This is a genomic window from Treponema sp. OMZ 805, from assembly GCF_050937395.1.
In the GTDB taxonomy this organism is placed as follows: Bacteria; Spirochaetota; Spirochaetia; order Treponematales; family Treponemataceae; genus Treponema.
On sequence record NZ_JACCLP010000002.1, the window covers coordinates 255136 to 270912 of the forward strand.

Sequence of the window (15777 nt, forward strand, 5' to 3'; positions counted from 1 at the left end):
TTACCATTGTACAATGTCCTATTGAAGAGTTCTTTTAAAAAAGAAAGCTGGAAAATCTAATTTTGTGAGATTACAATGAATAACTGTCATGGAAAAAAACTGCCGGTAGGCATACACTCATTTTCTGAGATCATTACCGGTAACTACGTCTACATTGATAAAACACAAGAAGCATATCAGTTAATCAATAATTATAAATACGTTTTTTTATCTCGCCCGCGGCGGTTCGGTAAAAGTCTCTTTTTAACCACCTTGCAAGCAATTTTTGAAGGGAAGAAGGAGCTTTTTAAAGGCTTATATATTTACGATAAATATAATTTTGAAGCCTATCCGGTTATCAGGATTCATTGGGGCGGTAATTTTACATCGGAAGTTAATTTCCAAAGTGAAGTACAATCAGCACTAACTTGGAATGCCGAATCCCTTGGTGTAATGCTTGATAAAGAATTATCACTTTCTTCTCAGTTTGATTTACTTATCAAAGAAACCTATAAAAAGTACAACAAGCGCGTTGTTATTTTAATAGACGAATACGATAAGCCGATACTGGACAATATTACCGATCCTGCAATGAGGGATTATGCACGCGATACGCTGAAAGGTTTGTATGAACATATCAAATACAACGACGAATATGTCAAATTTGCATTTCTGACCGGGGTGAGTAAATTTGCAAAGGTGAGTATTTTTTCCGGACTGAATAACCTTGTCGATATATCGTTGTATCCTCAATACGGAAATATCTGCGGGTATACGCAAACCGATCTCGAAACAAGCTTTCAGCCGTATCTGGAAGGCGCTGATATGGAAAAGGTGAAGCGCTGGTATGACGGGTATAATTTCTTAAAGGACAATGTATATAATCCGTTTGATATTCTTAACTTCTGTACGGCAGGACATTCATATAGGAATTATTGGTTCGAATCCGGAACGCCGACTTTTTTGATACGCCTGATGCAAGAAAAGCAGTTCTTTCCGCCTGATTTACAGAATATAAAAGTCGGAGAGGAAATCCTGCAATCTTTTGACATCGATAATATTGAGTTACCGGTATTATTGTATCAAGCGGGGTATCTTACGATAAAGGCAGCTGTTACGGTAAGGGAAGGACTTTATTATCAGTTGAGGATTCCGAATTTTGAAGTACAAAAATCTTTAAATGAAGAACTCCTCAATGTGGTAACGCCCTCAGTTATTGAAAAAACAAAGATGCAGGATAATCTATATTCTGCACTGGAAAATGCGGACATGGAAACGTTTAAAAACCATCTTGTGCGTGTTTTTGCGAATATTCCGTATCATAATTATTCAAGTAACTATATTGCGCAGTATGAAGGTTTTTATGCGAGTGTGATTTACACCTATCTCTATAGTTTGAACATGCCCTTTGTTGCCGAAGATTGCACCAATCAAGGGCGTATTGATATGAGCATCACCATTGAAAATAATGTCTATATTATTGAGTTTAAGATGGGTGCAGGAGACGGTATCGCACAAATAATGGAGAAAAAATACTATGAAAAATATCAAAATCAAGGTAAAGATATTTATGTCATAGGTATTAATTTTGATAGTGAAAAGAGAAATATAAGCGAATTTAAGTATGCGAAGCTATAACTTCGGTAGCTGCAATGAGATCGCTTCGGTGTAATTAAGGATACTCTATTTCGCCGTATAGAGCGGAAATGTATTGAAGAATTAAACAGGAGAATTATTAATGCCTTTTACCATTGTACAATGCCCTATTGCCGGACTTTACGAAATTCAGCCAAAAGTTTTTTCTGATAACCGCGGTTATTTTTTTGAAAGTTGGTCGCAACGCGATTTTGCTGCTGCTGGCATTGCTTATAATTTTGTGCAGGATAATCAGTCAAAGTCTTCCAAAGGAGTGCTGCGCGGGTTACATTTTCAAAAGAACTATCCGCAGGGAAAATTGGTACGGGTGTTAAGCGGAGAGGTTTTCGATGTTGCAGTTGATATTCGTAAGGGGTCTGCTACTTACGGAAAATGGTACGGGGTTCTCCTTTCTGCAGAACGGCAAAATCAGTTTTTTATTTCACCGGGATTTGCACACGGCTTTTTAGTATTGAGTGATGAAGCTGTCTTTGCGTATAAATGTACGGACTTTTATCACCCTGAAGATGAAGGTGGCATTATGTGGAACGATCCTGTAATCGGTATCGAATGGCCGAAATTAGATGTTCCCTATATATTCTCCGAAAAGGATACAAAGTACCCTGCTTTTGGAATGAAATAATAAAGCGAGAGATTTTATGATTTGGCTTATAGGTTCTAAGGGGATGCTCGCAAGCGAGGTTGCTGCGCAGCTTAACCAATATAGTATACAATGGATCGGTTCGGATAAGGAAGTTGATATTACCGATAGAACATCTGTAGAAACTTTTGCGCAACGGAACTTTGTAACCGGCGCTTTGCAGTGGATTATTAACTGTGCTGCATATACGGCAGTAGATAATGCGGAAGACGACCCTGAAACAGCCCAAAAGCTGAATGCGGATGCCCTTATCAATATTTGTGAAATTGCAAAGCAATATGGGGCACAGCTTATTCACTTTTCTACGGATTATGTGTTTGACGGTGCTTCTGCCGTTCCTTATACGGAAGCTGATCATCCGCAGCCTCAGAGTGTGTACGGTTCCACGAAGCTCCAAGGTGAACGGAATATTGTTGAACGTTTGCCGGAACATTATATCATCCGTACTGCGTGGCTCTATGGAAAAAACGGAAATAATTTTGTTTCTACCATGCTCCGTTTGATGAATGAAAAAGAGAGCCTGAAAGTGGTCAATGATCAGAGAGGATCCCCAACCTATGCCGTGGATTTGGCAAAAGCTGTACTGCAAATCATTCAGCAGAACAATCACTGTTATGGTATCTATCATTATTCAAATGAAGGAAATATCACGTGGTACGATTTTGCTTGTGAAATTTATAAACAGGGGAAAGAATTTGGACTTATTAAAAGTGATTGTGTAGTTGCCCCTTGTGCAAGTAATGAATTTCCGCAGAAAGCTCATCGTCCCTCTTTTTCTTTACTCAACAAAGAAAAAATAAAAGCAGCCTTTTCTCTTTCAATTCCGCAATGGAATGAGAGCTTAACGGCATACCTTAAGGAGTTAGTCTAAATGCGTAGTTTTCAAAATATTCTTATCACCGGCGGTGCCGGTTTTATCGGTTCAAATTTTATCCGTACCTTACTTAAAAAAGACCCTACATTTACGGGACGTATTATAAACCTTGATGCCCTTACTTATGCAGGAAATGCCGCCAGTCTTTCTGACATAGAATTCGAATTCGGCGGCGATACGGCTGCCACACGGTATATTTTTATTCACGGTAATATTTGTGATAAAGAACTTGTCAAGAGTATTTTTGAAAAATATGACATTGATACAGTTGTGCATTTTGCTGCGGAAAGCCATGTAGATCGCTCTATTTTAGGACCTGAAGTATTTTTGCAGACAAATATACTCGGAACTTTTACGCTTTTAGAAGCGGCAAAAAAAGCATGGCAAGCAAAAAACGGTTCTATGCGGGAGGATGTGCTGTTTCACCATATCAGCACGGATGAAGTATACGGTTCTCTTGGATCGGAAGGATATTTTCAAGAAACTACCCCGTATGATCCGCGCTCCCCCTATTCCGCAAGTAAGGCATCAAGCGATCATTTGGTAAAGGCGTATTTTCATACCTACGGTCTTCCGGTTACGATGTCTAATTGTTCCAATAATTACGGTCCGTTCCAATTTCCGGAAAAACTCATTCCGCTGATGATTTTGAATATGCTGGAAGGAAAACCTCTGCCGGTGTATGGCGACGGTATGCAGATACGCGACTGGATTCATGTTGAAGATCATAACCGTGCCGTACAGCTCATTATGCAAAAGGGTCGGGTAGGAGAGACCTACAATATCGGCGGCGAAAATGAATGGGCAAATATTACGCTGTTACATAAATTGATTGATATTGTTTCTAAAAAAGCAGGACTGAATAAAGAAAAGGTTATTGCTTTAATAACCCATGTAACCGATCGGCTCGGGCATGACCGGCGCTATGCTATCGATTGTACAAAGCTTAAAACAGAGCTGGGCTGGAAGCGTATGTTTGATTTTGAAACAGGACTTGCTCATACTGTTGACTGGTATTTGCAAAATAAAGGTTGGATTGAAAATGTCCGTTCCGGCGAATACCGTAAGTGGATAGAAAAGAACTATGGCGGTCGGTAAGGTAAAGGCTCAACATTCAAGAAAGTGATAAGGAGTTTACAGTGGAATATAATGAAAACAACGATTCAGACGAAATATCGTTGTTAGATTTAGCTGCCGTATTATGGCGCTGGAAATGGCTGATTATTGGGCTAACGGGTATAGTTTCAATAGGTGTTTTTACCTATGTTCTTATTGGTAAAAAAATGGATCCCCAAAAGTCATATATGCCGGATGTATACACCAGTACAGCCTTTATGCGCATACAAAGCAGTACAAGTTCTTCCGGTGGAACTTTAGCGTCGATGCTGCAGCAAAACGGTCTCGGTAATCTAGCAGGGGGGGGCAGCGATAATACGCAGCAGTTAGCGCTCTATATTGCCGGCAGTAATTCTTTTCTCGATACTATTGCAGATGAATTGCATATTGCCGAAAAATATAAGATTAAAAAATTCCTCAAAACCGAGACCCGAACCATAGTCAAGGGTTTACTTAAAGCAAAAATGGATGAAAAAAGTGGAGTGTTTTCATTAGCTGCTACGCATATTGAGCCTGAGTTTGCGCAGAAAGCTGTCTTGATTGCTGTTGAGTATTATGAAAAACGTTTTGCAGAGCTTGGTCTTGATAAAAAAGTCCACGAAAAAGAAAATTTAGAGAAAAGTTTGAAACAATCATTTGATGAAATAAAACGTTTAGAGCGGGAAGCAGGCAATTTGGAAAATAAAATAGCTCAATCAGGTGGGATGAGAGGTACCGCTCTTACGATAGAACAAATCAAGCGTGAAATTTCTATTCAAGAAAAGATATACGGGCAATTAAAAGCTCAGTATGAACTTTTGAAAGTAGAAATGGCGGGCGAAACTCCGGTATTTCAAATATTGGATATGCCCGAAGTACCCGAAAAAAAATCCGGACCGTCGCGCGCAAAAATATGTATCGTTGCTTTTGCTGCAGGATTATTCTTTTCGATTTTTCTTGCTTTCCTTTTGAATGCCGTGCAGGAGATATATCGCGATCCTGAAGTGCAGGCAAAGTTCTTACGGAAAAAGGACAAGCCACATGAAGTATAAAACTATTTTACTCGTCTGTGTATGTTTTATTGCAGCTTTTTCATTGTGTGCAGCTTCAAATTCCGATGCGGAAACTGAGTCAAAGCGATTAGCTCAACAAGCAATGGCGAATCCCGATTATCGTGTTTTGCCGGGGGATATATATCAACTTGGTTATACGATTGGGCAAAATGCTGTGAGTTATCAGATCGTTGTGGACTCAAGCGGCATTATCCGTGTTTCTAATTTGGGTTCAGTGAATACGAACGGCAAAACATTTCTCGCAGTTAAAAAACAGGTTGAAACACTGGTTTCACAAAATTATCCACTGAGTGTGGTTCAGTTTGTACTTACAGCCCCCAGTACTTTTACCGTAACGGTGAAGGGGGAAGTGAATAAAACAACAGAAGTAAAAGCCTGGGGACTTATGCGCGCATCTCAAGCTATTACCGGTCTATTAACGGATTTTGCTTCAAATCGTTATCTGTCTATTACAGGGCGTTCCGGAAAAACAATTGATTATGATCTTTTTCAGGCAATACGTTTTGGGGATCTTACTCAAGACCCGTATTTATCGCCCGGTGATGTAATCTCTATCCCACGTGTTAAGCGGCGTGTTACACTTTCCGGAGCAGTTGAGCGTCCCGGAACGTATGAATTGGCAGAAACAGAAACGCTTGCTCAGCTGATTGACGTTTACGGCAGTGGATATACCGCCGGAGCCAATAGAACACAGGTTAAAATAACCCGTACAACAAACACAGAAGATGGAAGCACGAAGTTTGATTCTTTTTTTGTTGCGCTGAGCGGTGAGCCGGATGGAAATGAGCAGCTGCAGCATTTGGATAAAGTCTATATTGATACTCAAAAAACACTGCGGCCTTTTGTGTATCTGGATATGCCGCTTGATGCAGAAACGCGAGCGGGGCTTTTAGCAGATAATCAGACAGGTAATATAAGAGGCGGTCTTTCAAATCAGACCACTGCGAGTGCAATAAATAAAGACAGTGAAGGTAAAATTGTGGCTACGACTATTCCAATTCCCTTTAATGAAGGGGATGATCTTATTTCGATCGTTCGCGAGCGGTTACCGATTTTCACTAAACCGTGGATTGATGTTACAGGAGCGTATATCTTTCGGCAAGGAAAACAGATACCGATAAATTTAAGTCCGCTATTGTTTGATCAATCCTATCACGAAATTATTCCGATCGAGGCAGAAGACCGACTGGTTGTTCCCGAGATTAAACAAACCGTAACCGTTGATGGTGCTGTAACGAATCCCGGTTCGTATCCGTATACTCCCGGTCGTAAAGCTGACTTTTATATTGCATTAGCGGGCGGTTTTGACTATCAACGGAATACCGGTGGAGCTGTGGTAATTAGGGATGTGTATGGTAAAAAGCTTACCAAGGACGATATTCTCGGTCCAAATACGATTATTACGGCAAAAAGTAATGCCTTTATGTATAATTTTAATATGTATGTACCACTCATTACGGTAACAGCAACGATTTTAACTATCATTACTTCTATCATTACCTTGACGAAGCGATAAATTTTTTATTCGTGCGGAGTGTTTAATCCCCCGATGCTCTGTGTCGGGGTGTTGATTTCTCAAGATTTTTCCTTTCTTTTTTGAGGCAATCGCTCTAAAATATTTTAGGTTGTTATCTTCCTTCTGTGCGAAATTTGAGACAAGATTTCGCACTTATATCCTTCCTCTTTAAAAATCCCGTAAAATAGTATATGCTTTCCTCATGAACAATACGAAGGGCGACAGCGATTTCCTCTTTGCGCTTGATTATATATTGAATAAAGCGAATATACGCGAAATCGATGCATTTGCTGCAGCAATTGAACGTCGGCAAGGTCAGCTTGAGGGAGCGTTAAACGGTAACTTCCCGTTTACTCCGGAAGAAGCAGCCAAGAAAATGTCGGAATCGATCTATGCTTCTATTGATGCTAGTATGGATGGCGTTCGGCATACTTTTCGGAATTACGCCACCGATATTTTGCAAAAAGAAGCGCCTGAGCTTTCCAAGGATCAGATCGTCGATCTGGTTGATTCATGGATTCCTCAATCAAGCAGTCAACGTGGAAAAAGCCGCCGCGCTTCTTTAGCAAAGAACGGTTCGGTACAAGGTGTTCCTGCCGATCTGTTATACGAAATGGTTATACAGTTTGTTTCGTACAGTTTGGGCGAAATGCCGGTTGACACACAGCGCAGTCTTACCGCTGCAATGCATGATTGGACGGGTTCTTATTGGCGGCGCTTTCCTACCGGTATAAAGCAGGAGATAAAAGCTTTTTTGAATGGGGAGACAACATCCGGAGAGTTCCAAGGTCATCTGCGCGAGATGTTGGGGCTAGCATAAGGAGATTTGTATGCAGAAAAACGAACAGCCGTTTGAGGCGTGGACCGGATATTATAAAATAGAATATCTTGATGAAGAACCTAAAGTAACGGAAAAAGAGCTCTTTGATACGGTATTTGCCAAGTTGGAAAAAATACAAAAGCAAGTTATGCTTGAAAAAATTAAAAAGGCGGAGGCTCAGCTCATAATACTGGAAGATGAACTAAGCGTATTTTTAGCAAAAGGTGGACTGTAAATTATGATAGACCTATTCCTCCGGTAGATGATGATGAAGTCGATGGTAAGTATAATGAGCATGCAGGAGGATTTCATATGCTTAAATTATCGACATTGGTTCGCCTGGCTTTGGAAAAAAATCTGAAAAAATCACTGGAAACACCAGAAATCATCGATATTCTTAAGGCAAAGCATAATATCAGTGAAGGTGAGGCAAGGAATCTAATTGCATCGGAAATTAAGGATACTGTTAAAAAGTATCTGGATAATTTTCCCCCATTTGCGGATAACTTCAAAAATCTTAATGACTGGGATGTTTATATTTCTTTTGGTAAATATTTTCTTAGTGGAGGTATGTTTCCTAACGAGATATGGCGTAATACTTATAAGGTTACCGGTCAAGATGCAGAAGATTTCTGGAAAAAATGTTGGGAGTAATCTAATTTATTCGTGTGGTTTAGTACCTGCCGTTGCGCAGCTCAGCAGCGTGTTTCCTCTGCAAACACGCTGCTGAGCCGAGAACCAGTGCCATCCGTGGCAAGTTCAAAAATTGACCTCCTTGTCAATTTTTGAACGCGAGTTTTTGCTGCGCAAAAACATCGCTACTGCTTATAACCACGGACATCCTTGTCCGTTCCGATACGTTGAGGATACTTTTTTACCGTATGACGCAGTAGATATGTCGTATATTTCAAAAGGAGCCCAATCTTTTAATCTCTTCGATCTTGTCGCGAATGACCGCCGCCTCTTCAAACACTTTCTACTTCTTCTTGGCTGAGACCGGTCATTGTACAAATTTCGCCAATCGAGTAATTATGTATACGCATAAGTTTTGCCGTTTCAAGCTTTGTTTGGTACGCTCCATCGGAAAATCCTTGTTTAATACCCTGTTTAATACCCTGTTCAATGCCTTGCTCAATACCTTGCTCAATACCCTCGGCAAAGGCTATTCTGCCCGCTTCTGCTCGCTGTACCGCAATGTCCGTATCATAGTCGTATTCTGCTACTAGCATATTAATTACCTCCCGTGATTTTCTTTGTAAGTATTCCTTTAAGATACCTTTTTCTATACATATTTTTACCGCATTCGTAAAGCCGTTTTCAGGGTCGAGTTGTGTTTGTATGCGTACTTCTTCTACAAACAAACTGTATTCATCTAAAGTTCTGCAACAGCTTAATATTTGTGCTCCCTTCCTCGTATTTATATTATAGACCTTTACGATAAGTTCCAGCGGCAGGGCATCCGATTTTGTCATAAATGCATCTGAAAGCTTTAAAATTGTAGTTTCAGGGTAGTCTTCCATCCCATTGTAAAAGACGTAAAATTCCGGTGTAGGTATTTTTGACAGCTTTCTTAAGTATCTGTCTGTCGGAGTTTGCAGCTTTTCGTAGAGCCGCGCGATATATTGTAAAAAGCGTATCGGCATATTTTCATTGATAGTAGACTGATGCTCCGCAAGAACAACAATCTTATTGTCTACAAGGCAAGATATATCGTTGATAATATTCATGTACATGACATTATCAAGCCGTATGTTTTCTACCGGACATGAAAGCTGTAAATTAGTATTATGTAAGGCATTATACAACGACAAGAAGTTTTCTTTTGCCTTTTCGTCTTCGCTGAAAAGGTCGACAAACACCGAGTCTTTGTACCTGCGGTTGTGCTTTGGCATAGCGTACCTCACTTGTACGTTATTATACCATACTTACCACAATTTTATAACCTCTCTAATCAGAACGTCCTCGTCCATCCGAGGACGTTCTGATACGTTGAGGACACTTTTTTACCGTATGACGCAGTAGATATGTCGTATATTTTTGAACCAGGCTTTTGAAAATAGACGCCACAGATGCTAGGAGCGTACAAAAAACATCCGCAGGCGTACTTTTTGTACGTCGAGGACTGTTTTTTGTTAAGCGACAACGCAGATATACCGTATATTTCAAAAGGAGCCCAATCTTTTAATCTCTTCAATCTTGTCGCGAATGACCGCCGCTTCTTCAAAGAGGAGCATGTCGGCATATTCTGCCATCTGCGCTTCGAGCTTTTTGATAAGCTTTTTACGGTCGGCGGGGTTCAAAATATTAAAGCTGTTGACGAGCGGTTCCGTTTCGGTACGGGCGGCTTCTTTTTTGATTTCCGCTTCGCGTACCAGAATATCCTCGATGGATTTTTTAATAGTCTTGGGCGTAATGCCATGCGCCTCGTTATATGCTTGCTGGATTGAACGGCGGCGGGTTGTTTCTTCTATGGTTTCCTTCATCGCATCGCTGATGCGGTCGGCATACATCACCACGCTGCCGTTGGCATTACGCGCCGCCCGCCCGACAATCTGTACGAGGCTGGTGGTTGAACGCAAAAAGCCGATTTTATCCGCATCGAGGATACCGATAAACGATACTTCCGGCAGGTCGATACCTTCCCGCAGAAGGTTAATTCCGATCAGCACATCGAACTCACCCGCCCTCAAGCCCTTGAGGATTTCTACCCGCTCGATGGTTTCCACTTCGCTGTGAATGTACTTTACCTTTAAGCCCAGACCGGTGAGGTAGTCGGTAAGGTCTTCCGCCATCTTCTTGGTAAGCGTGAGAATGAGACTCCTCTCATCCTTTACGATACGTTTTTTCACCTCACCGTAGATATGCTCCATCTGCCCCTCACTCGGATGAATTTCGATGAGCGGGTCTAACAAACCGGTCGGGCGGATGAGCTGCTCAACAACGCGGGTGGAATACTGCAGCTCTTTGGGGCCGGGCGTTGCGGAAACAAATATTGCCTGATTGAGCATCTGCTCAAACTCTTTCATTTTGAGCGGGCGGTTATCCAGTGCGCAGGGGAGCCGGAAGCCGAAGTCCACAAGGTTCTGCTTACGGCTGCGGTCGCCTTCGTACATCGCGCCGATTTGCGGAAAGGTTACATGGCTTTCGTCCATAAAAAGGAGAAAGTCTTTGGGAAAGTAATGCAAAAGCGTTGCAGGCGGCTCCCCGGGCTTGCGGTTTGCAATCGGCGCAGAGTAGTTTTCTATCCCCGGACAATAGCCCATCTCGGAGAGCATTTCGATGTCGTATTCGGTACGGGTTTTCAGCCGTTCCGCCTCCAAGAGCTTTCCCTGCGTCTTGAGTGTTTCCAAACGGGTATCAAGCTCTTGTTTAATCCGCTCGATAGCATTAGGTATCGCATTCTCCGGCATAACAAAGTGCTTTGCAGGATAAATCGAAAGCTCTTCGTATTCTTGGCTCACATCTCCGGTCAGCGGATTAAAGCGGCGGATACGCACAATCTCTTCCCAGTCAAACTCAATGCGGTAGGCTTCTTCCATATACGCAGGGAATACTTCCATCACATCGCCCTTGACACGGAACCGACCGCGCTCCAACACCGCATCGTTCCGCTCATATTGCAGACTGATCAGCTGCTTTTTGAGTTTTCCGGGATCAATGGTCTGTCCTTTTTCTATGGTGATGCGTAAATCGCGCCACGATTCGGGCAAGCCCAAACCGTAGATGCAGGATACCGTCGACACAACGATAACATCCCGCCGCTCCATCAAACTGAATGTTGCCGAAAGCCGGAGCCGGTCTATTTCGTCGTTGATAGAAGCATCTTTTTCGATATAAAGGTCCCGCGCCGGGACGTAGGCTTCCGGCTGGTAGTAATCGTAGTATGAAACAAAGTATTCAACGGCATTTTCCGGGAAAAAGCCTTTGAACTCGCGGTAAAGCTGCGCCGCAAGCGTTTTGTTGTGGCTGATAATCAGCGTCGGCTTTTGTACCGCCTGAATGATATTCGCCATCGTAAAGGTTTTACCCGAACCGGTGACGCCTTTGAGCGTTTGAAACCGATCGCCTGCCAGTATACCGTCCGCAAGCTGCCGTATTGCATCCCCTTGGTCTCCGGCAGGCTGATAATCCGCCATGAGTTTAAACTGCTTCATAATGGAAGAAGTGTACCTTATTACGCACGGTTTGTGTAGAAGGAAAATATAATATAGTCCTAGCGGAGAACGGGTGAGGGGTGGTACAAGCGCGTGCCCTGCAGCAACCGCCTATTCCGCTGTATTTGCGCCTACCGTTTCGGTGTAAACCTCTTTGTTGAGTACTTCCAGCGACAGCTTTGTTCCTTCCGGAACGGTGTATGGTACTGAACATGCGCCGCCCGGATGCCGGAATGAGGTAAGGAGATCTTTATCCCCGTTGGGATACGCTGCATAGAGCGAAACGGTAAAGGGATAGGGAAACTCTGCCAGTGTTGTTTTAAGGATGCCGGACACCATACCGTTTGCCGATTCCGGTAGGGAAACGGTCAGTGTTACCGGAGAAAATACCGGAACTTCACTCTGTGCTGCGGCACTTTGCTGTTGTACGGTAATATCCGTTCCCGTGGCGCTGCCTGCGGTAAAAGCAAAGGTTACCGCAGCTCTTTGCATTACCTGATATATTTTTTTAAGATCGGCGCCGGTCATATCGGGAACTTGGGTTGTTTCCGTTTGCGTTCCCTTGCTTACCACAAAGGTCAGCTCCATATTATTTGAAATCGGTGTTCCCGCTGCGGGTTCCTGCTCAAGGATGGTGCCTGCAGGTTCGGCGCTGTATTTCGTCAAATACGGCTGTTTAATCCGGATGTATTGACGGCTGCCGGAAGTAAACAACTCCCGTATCCGGTTTTGTACATCTTCGATATTTTCTCCGATATAATTCTGTACCGTATCGATAACAGTCCCTTGGCTTACCACCAGCTCGATCCGCTTGCCTCCTTTGACGATAGCTCCCGGGCTGGGATCCTGTTCAAGGATAAGCCCTTTTTCGTCCGCTTTTTGAGAATAGCGGAGCTGAATGCGCGGATAGAGCTCACGCGCCTGCAAATCGAGCAGCGCTTCGGGTAAATCTTTACCGACAACATTCGGCACCATCACCTGTTCGGCACTTTTTAACGAAATAAAAAAGACCAGCGTCGAAACCGCAACAAAAACGATGAGCATCACCAACGATGTAATAACAATTGTTTTTCCGTTTCCGCTGATATCATCAGCAATATCACCTATACCCATAGTTAATCCTTAGATTTATGTTTCAGGAAGAGACCGGAGCGTTGTTCCGATAAAACCGGTTGCTCCGTTTAAAAAATCCTTCCATTGCATTGCTTTTTTGGTTTCTTTTTGGAGTATCTGAACCGCTAAAATACCCTTTCCCGTTTGTATCAAGACGCCTTCCCGTTTATCAATGCCGAGTACCAGTCCCGGCGTTTCGGGAGATTCCGCCGCTGCGTTCCCCGCATACGGATGAGCCTGTGTAATAGAAAGTTTTGAGCCAACCCAATAGGTAAAGGCTCCCGGCCACGGGGTGTAGGCGCGTATTTTCCGGTCTATTGCGGCAGCATTGTCCTGCCAGTTCAGTAATCCGCTGTCTTTTTGTATCAGAGTACAGTACGATGCCGTTTCATGATGTTGCGGCGTTGCAGTGACGGAACCTGTTTCTACCATTTTAAGCGCTTGCACGATGAGCAAAGCGCCGAGTTCTGCACAGCGGGTTAACAGTGTTTCGGTCGTATCGGACGATTCAACCGGCAGTTCTTTTTGAATGATGATGTCTCCCGCATCCATTTCCTGCGCCATATACTGAACGGTTACACCGGTTATGCTGTCTCCTGCAAGGATTGCTGCGGGTACCGGACTCGGGCCTCGCCAGTGGGGCAGCAGGGATGGATGAATATTGAGCGCGTGTTTGGGAAAGAGCGCCAGCGCCTTGGGGCCGAAAATCTTTCCATAGGCAAAACATACCATTATATCGGGTCTGAGCGCTGCTACGGCTTCGCGGAAGTCCGCATTTAGTTTTTCGGGCGTCAGTACCGGTACCTCCTGAGCGATAACGCCGTGTTCTTTTAGTTCGGCAACCGCCTGCGCTATAGCAGAGTCCGCATATTTTTTACCGCGTCCGACACGGGCGGGCGGAGCGGTCAGCACACCGGCAAGAGGATATGCCTTTGCGATTGCCTGCAATGCCGGAATTGCACAATCGGGAGTCCCGGCGAAAAAAACATTCATTATGCACGCGCCCGCTTTTTTGCTTCGCGCTGTTTTTTGCGCTCTTGCTGTTGAGTGAACTTTGCAACGAGGCTATCCCGTTCTTTTTCGGATAACCGATCGATGAAAAGGACGCCTTCAAGGTGATCATACTCATGTTGGATAACCCGCGCGAGTAAACCGGTTGCTTCTATCGTCCTACGCCGTCCATTCATATCCTGATATTGCACGGTTACGGCTTCGGGGCGGATAACATCCGCATACATTTTAGGGATGCTTAAACAGCCTTCTTCGTAGCTGCATTGCTTTTCCGAAGTACCGACAATGAGCGGATTGATAAACACCCGTTCAACGCCGTCATCGATTTTTACGATAAAAAGTCTTATGTTTTTTCCTATCTGAGGCGCCGCCAAACCGATACCCTTATCAGTATCCATCGTTATAAACATTTCCCGTATCAATTCATGCAAGGTTTCATCGATATGTTCTACCGGCTTTGAGGGCTGCCGGAGCGTTTCTTCACCTAAATACAGTACCTTCATTGCGCATCATAGTACAAAATTTATGCGGTGCGGTCAATGTGTTTGCAAGGCACACGCATCTATCAACGGCTACTTGACTTTTTTGGGCTTATCTGGCATCATCCTTGGCATTCACGGTGGGTGTAGTTCAGTGGTAGAGCGCCAGATTGTGGATCTGGTTGTCGTGGGTTCGAACCCCATCACCCACCCTTTTACGTTTGTGCTCAATGGGCAGATGTTTATACATTAGTCTGTTTTGGGCATAACGGAAAATGCGCCTGTAGCTCAGCTGGATAGAGCAACGGACTTCGAATCCGTAGGTCGCACGTTCGAGCCGTGTCGGGCGCATTTTTTTACCTATTCACTTTTTTTAAACAATTCCTGTTACTCTTCAATAGACAAATCTTTTACATACAACAGTCCCATCCGCTTAAATCCGTTCCGTTCAAGTTCCGTAATAAAATGGGACGGCGTGCAAAAGTCGGCAAATAACAGCGTAGCAGCTAAGGGTGCGCTGTAGACGCAGGCACGCTGTAAAAGCGCCTTGCCGAGTCCAAGCCCCCGATACTCAGGCAATACCCGTAAGAACGGAATACAAAAACTTTCATTAAATGGAAATGCAACGATGGAGCACACCCCACACAGTCCATTCTCGTTCGACGCAGTGATATATGCGGCATTATGCTGAGTTGTGCCGTGCTTTTGTTCAGCGGCGGCGCATACATTTGCGTCAAAAAATGATGTGTACCCGAGCATCCTAGCCGCCTCAAAGGCCGCCCTTTCATCGAAATCATCAAAGGATAGTATCTTATCGCCGTCGTCGGAAGTTTCTTCCGTTTTACGGATAAAATTTTGCAAAAGTTCGCGATTCAATGCATCGTGTTTTTCAATTTGAAATATAAAATCTTCCTGTAAAAGTTGAGGGTCTGTTTCATCTTCAAAACCGATTTTTTCCAACCCCCAGATCATCCTGAGTTCATTGTACCATTCGTAAACGGCAGCTTTCATTTGCTGATCCTTGAAGCGGTACCATTCGCGCTCGACGGTAGGTGCGGTTTTTAGCACTTCTTTATACCGGCGGAACACTCCTTTCCGCTGACCGAGGGCATTCAGCAGCGCTTCTCTCAGCAGAGGGTTGTGTACCCGCGTCGTAAACTGTTCCATTACACGGAAGCCTTGGGCAGAAGTCCATTCAGGGAGATCATAATAACGTTGATCATCGATAGTCGTCTCATAATCATCGTCAATCTCATCCATGTCGACACAGATACCTTCAAGCGCATCGAACGAAAGAATTTGATCCTGATTTTCCATCGAAAACATAATATCATCGATTATTTCAGGTGATAAAATAAATGTCATAC

The 15777-nt window shown here is 43.6% G+C and carries 16 protein-coding genes and 2 tRNA genes; 11 read left to right on the top strand and 7 right to left on the bottom strand.

The window, feature by feature from the left end; translation table 11 throughout:
* Positions 1-75: 75 nt before the first annotated feature.
* The 9 genes from HGH47_RS02995 to HGH47_RS03035 all read left to right on the top strand — a co-directional run bounded on the left by HGH47_RS02995 (position 76) and on the right by HGH47_RS03035 (position 8307).
* Positions 76-1617: an ATP-binding protein gene (locus HGH47_RS02995; RefSeq protein ID WP_253675583.1), complete on the top strand. Its 1542-nt coding sequence runs from the start codon at positions 76-78 to the stop codon at positions 1615-1617.
* Positions 1618-1717: 100 nt separating this feature from the next.
* Positions 1718-2257, top strand: a complete 540-nt coding sequence (rfbC, locus tag HGH47_RS03000; RefSeq protein WP_432910277.1) for a dTDP-4-dehydrorhamnose 3,5-epimerase — start codon at positions 1718-1720, stop codon at positions 2255-2257.
* Positions 2258-2273: 16 nt separating this feature from the next.
* A complete protein-coding gene (gene rfbD, locus HGH47_RS03005; protein WP_253675580.1) occupies positions 2274-3146 on the top strand; it encodes a dTDP-4-dehydrorhamnose reductase in 873 nt (290 codons plus the stop codon).
* Positions 3147-4247 (top strand): dTDP-glucose 4,6-dehydratase, encoded by a 1101-nt coding sequence (rfbB, locus tag HGH47_RS03010; RefSeq protein WP_253675579.1) that lies wholly within the window; start codon positions 3147-3149, stop codon positions 4245-4247.
* A 41-nt stretch (positions 4248-4288) separates the two neighbouring features.
* Positions 4289-5296, top strand: a complete 1008-nt coding sequence (locus HGH47_RS03015; RefSeq protein WP_432910281.1) for a GNVR domain-containing protein — start codon at positions 4289-4291, stop codon at positions 5294-5296.
* Positions 5286-6833, top strand: a complete 1548-nt coding sequence (locus tag HGH47_RS03020) for an SLBB domain-containing protein (RefSeq protein WP_253675577.1) — start codon at positions 5286-5288, stop codon at positions 6831-6833. The genes HGH47_RS03015 and HGH47_RS03020 overlap by 11 nt, the downstream gene beginning before the upstream one ends.
* A gap of 202 nt (positions 6834-7035) precedes the next feature.
* Positions 7036-7653, top strand: a complete 618-nt coding sequence (locus tag HGH47_RS03025) for a hypothetical protein (protein ID WP_212565361.1) — start codon at positions 7036-7038, stop codon at positions 7651-7653.
* Between the two features lie 10 nt (positions 7654-7663).
* Positions 7664-7888 (top strand): hypothetical protein, encoded by a 225-nt coding sequence (locus tag HGH47_RS03030; protein WP_212565360.1) that lies wholly within the window; start codon positions 7664-7666, stop codon positions 7886-7888.
* A 77-nt stretch (positions 7889-7965) separates the two neighbouring features.
* Positions 7966-8307 carry a hypothetical protein gene (locus HGH47_RS03035; protein WP_253675576.1) on the top strand — a complete coding sequence of 114 codons (342 nt, stop codon included), beginning with the start codon at positions 7966-7968 and terminating at the stop codon, positions 8305-8307.
* A 253-nt stretch (positions 8308-8560) separates the two neighbouring features.
* Here HGH47_RS03035 and HGH47_RS03040 read toward each other — a convergent pair whose 3' ends face one another.
* From HGH47_RS03040 to def, 6 genes are all read right to left on the bottom strand, one after another.
* Entirely contained in the window at positions 8561-8626 is a 66-nt protein-coding gene (locus tag HGH47_RS03040) for a UvrB/UvrC motif-containing protein (RefSeq protein ID WP_212566607.1), read from the bottom strand.
* A complete protein-coding gene (locus tag HGH47_RS03045; protein WP_253675575.1) occupies positions 8619-9545 on the bottom strand; it encodes an Rpn family recombination-promoting nuclease/putative transposase in 927 nt (308 codons plus the stop codon). Before HGH47_RS03045 ends, HGH47_RS03040 begins: the two co-directional genes overlap by 8 nt.
* Positions 9546-9815: 270 nt before the next feature.
* Positions 9816-11807 (bottom strand): excinuclease ABC subunit UvrB, encoded by a 1992-nt coding sequence (uvrB, locus tag HGH47_RS03050; protein WP_253675574.1) that lies wholly within the window; start codon positions 11805-11807, stop codon positions 9816-9818.
* A 111-nt stretch (positions 11808-11918) separates the two neighbouring features.
* Complete coding sequence (locus HGH47_RS03055; RefSeq protein WP_212565356.1) at positions 11919-12920, bottom strand: PASTA domain-containing protein; 1002 nt, start codon at positions 12918-12920, stop codon at positions 11919-11921.
* Between the two features lie 15 nt (positions 12921-12935).
* Entirely contained in the window at positions 12936-13913 is a 978-nt protein-coding gene (gene fmt, locus HGH47_RS03060) for a methionyl-tRNA formyltransferase (RefSeq protein ID WP_432910286.1), read from the bottom strand.
* Positions 13913-14434 carry a peptide deformylase gene (gene def, locus HGH47_RS03065; RefSeq protein WP_432910287.1) on the bottom strand — a complete coding sequence of 174 codons (522 nt, stop codon included), beginning with the start codon at positions 14432-14434 and terminating at the stop codon, positions 13913-13915. Before def ends, fmt begins: the two co-directional genes overlap by 1 nt.
* 116 nt (positions 14435-14550) lie before the next feature.
* Between def and HGH47_RS03070 the strand changes: the two genes are divergently transcribed.
* A tRNA-His gene (locus HGH47_RS03070) sits at positions 14551-14622 on the top strand.
* Positions 14623-14687: 65 nt separating this feature from the next.
* Positions 14688-14761: transfer RNA gene (locus HGH47_RS03075), tRNA-Arg, on the top strand.
* Between the two features lie 36 nt (positions 14762-14797).
* On the opposite strand, the gene HGH47_RS03080 is transcribed toward HGH47_RS03075, so the two are convergent.
* Positions 14798-15775 carry a UPF0158 family protein gene (locus HGH47_RS03080; RefSeq protein ID WP_432910290.1) on the bottom strand — a complete coding sequence of 326 codons (978 nt, stop codon included), beginning with the start codon at positions 15773-15775 and terminating at the stop codon, positions 14798-14800.
* Positions 15776-15777 lie beyond the last annotated feature (2 nt).

Excerpts from the sequence above, each read along its gene's own strand:
- HGH47_RS02995 (WP_253675583.1), top strand. The coding sequence starts at position 76 with ATGAATAACTGTCATGGAAAAAAACTGCCGGTAGGCATACACTCATTT.
- rfbC (WP_432910277.1), top strand. The coding sequence starts at position 1,718 with ATGCCTTTTACCATTGTACAATGCCCTATTGCCGGACTTTACGAAATT.
- rfbD (WP_253675580.1), top strand. The coding sequence starts at position 2,274 with ATGATTTGGCTTATAGGTTCTAAGGGGATGCTCGCAAGCGAGGTTGCT.
- rfbB (WP_253675579.1), top strand. The coding sequence starts at position 3,147 with ATGCGTAGTTTTCAAAATATTCTTATCACCGGCGGTGCCGGTTTTATC.
- HGH47_RS03020 (WP_253675577.1), top strand. The coding sequence starts at position 5,286 with ATGAAGTATAAAACTATTTTACTCGTCTGTGTATGTTTTATTGCAGCT.
- HGH47_RS03025 (WP_212565361.1), top strand. The coding sequence starts at position 7,036 with ATGAACAATACGAAGGGCGACAGCGATTTCCTCTTTGCGCTTGATTAT.
- HGH47_RS03030 (WP_212565360.1), top strand. The coding sequence starts at position 7,664 with ATGCAGAAAAACGAACAGCCGTTTGAGGCGTGGACCGGATATTATAAA.
- HGH47_RS03035 (WP_253675576.1), top strand. The coding sequence starts at position 7,966 with ATGCTTAAATTATCGACATTGGTTCGCCTGGCTTTGGAAAAAAATCTG.
- HGH47_RS03045 (WP_253675575.1), bottom strand. The coding sequence starts at position 9,545 with ATGCCAAAGCACAACCGCAGGTACAAAGACTCGGTGTTTGTCGACCTT.
- uvrB (WP_253675574.1), bottom strand. The coding sequence starts at position 11,807 with ATGAAGCAGTTTAAACTCATGGCGGATTATCAGCCTGCCGGAGACCAA.
- HGH47_RS03055 (WP_212565356.1), bottom strand. The coding sequence starts at position 12,920 with ATGGGTATAGGTGATATTGCTGATGATATCAGCGGAAACGGAAAAACA.
- fmt (WP_432910286.1), bottom strand. The coding sequence starts at position 13,913 with ATGAATGTTTTTTTCGCCGGGACTCCCGATTGTGCAATTCCGGCATTG.
- def (WP_432910287.1), bottom strand. The coding sequence starts at position 14,434 with ATGAAGGTACTGTATTTAGGTGAAGAAACGCTCCGGCAGCCCTCAAAG.
- HGH47_RS03080 (WP_432910290.1), bottom strand. The coding sequence starts at position 15,775 with ATGACATTTATTTTATCACCTGAAATAATCGATGATATTATGTTTTCG.